This window comes from Vogesella mureinivorans, from assembly GCF_007644035.1.
Taxonomy (GTDB): domain Bacteria; phylum Pseudomonadota; class Gammaproteobacteria; order Burkholderiales; family Chromobacteriaceae; genus Vogesella; species Vogesella mureinivorans.
Genome location: NZ_VMTV02000581.1, coordinates 1 through 288 on the forward strand (window position 1 = coordinate 1; position 288 = coordinate 288).

The 288-nt window shown below is 65.3% G+C and carries 1 protein-coding gene; it reads right to left on the bottom strand.

From position 1 onward, the window contains the following. Positions 1 to 30: 30 nt before the first annotated feature. The coding region (locus tag FLQ44_RS16370; RefSeq protein WP_206208926.1) for a GreA/GreB family elongation factor at positions 31 to 288 on the bottom strand (258 nt) is incomplete at its 5' end.

A 288-nucleotide genomic window follows, 5' to 3' on the forward strand; every position in this document is an offset into this window, starting at 1 on the left:
CTGGAAGCAGCAGGATGCAGCCGCTGCCGCTCATCCGGCGTAGCGCACGCTGATGATGTCGTAACTGCGCTCGCCGCTGGGCGCGGCGATGGTGACCGAGTCACCCTCGTTCTTGCCGATCAGCGCGCGCGCGATCGGCGCCGACACCGAGATCAGGCCCTGTTTGATGTCGGACTCGAGGTCGCCGACGATCTGGTAGGTGACTTCTTCGTCGGTCTCGCTGTCGGCCAGTTCGACGGTGGCGCCGAATACGATCTTGCTGCCGGCCGCCAGCTTGGAGACGTCGAT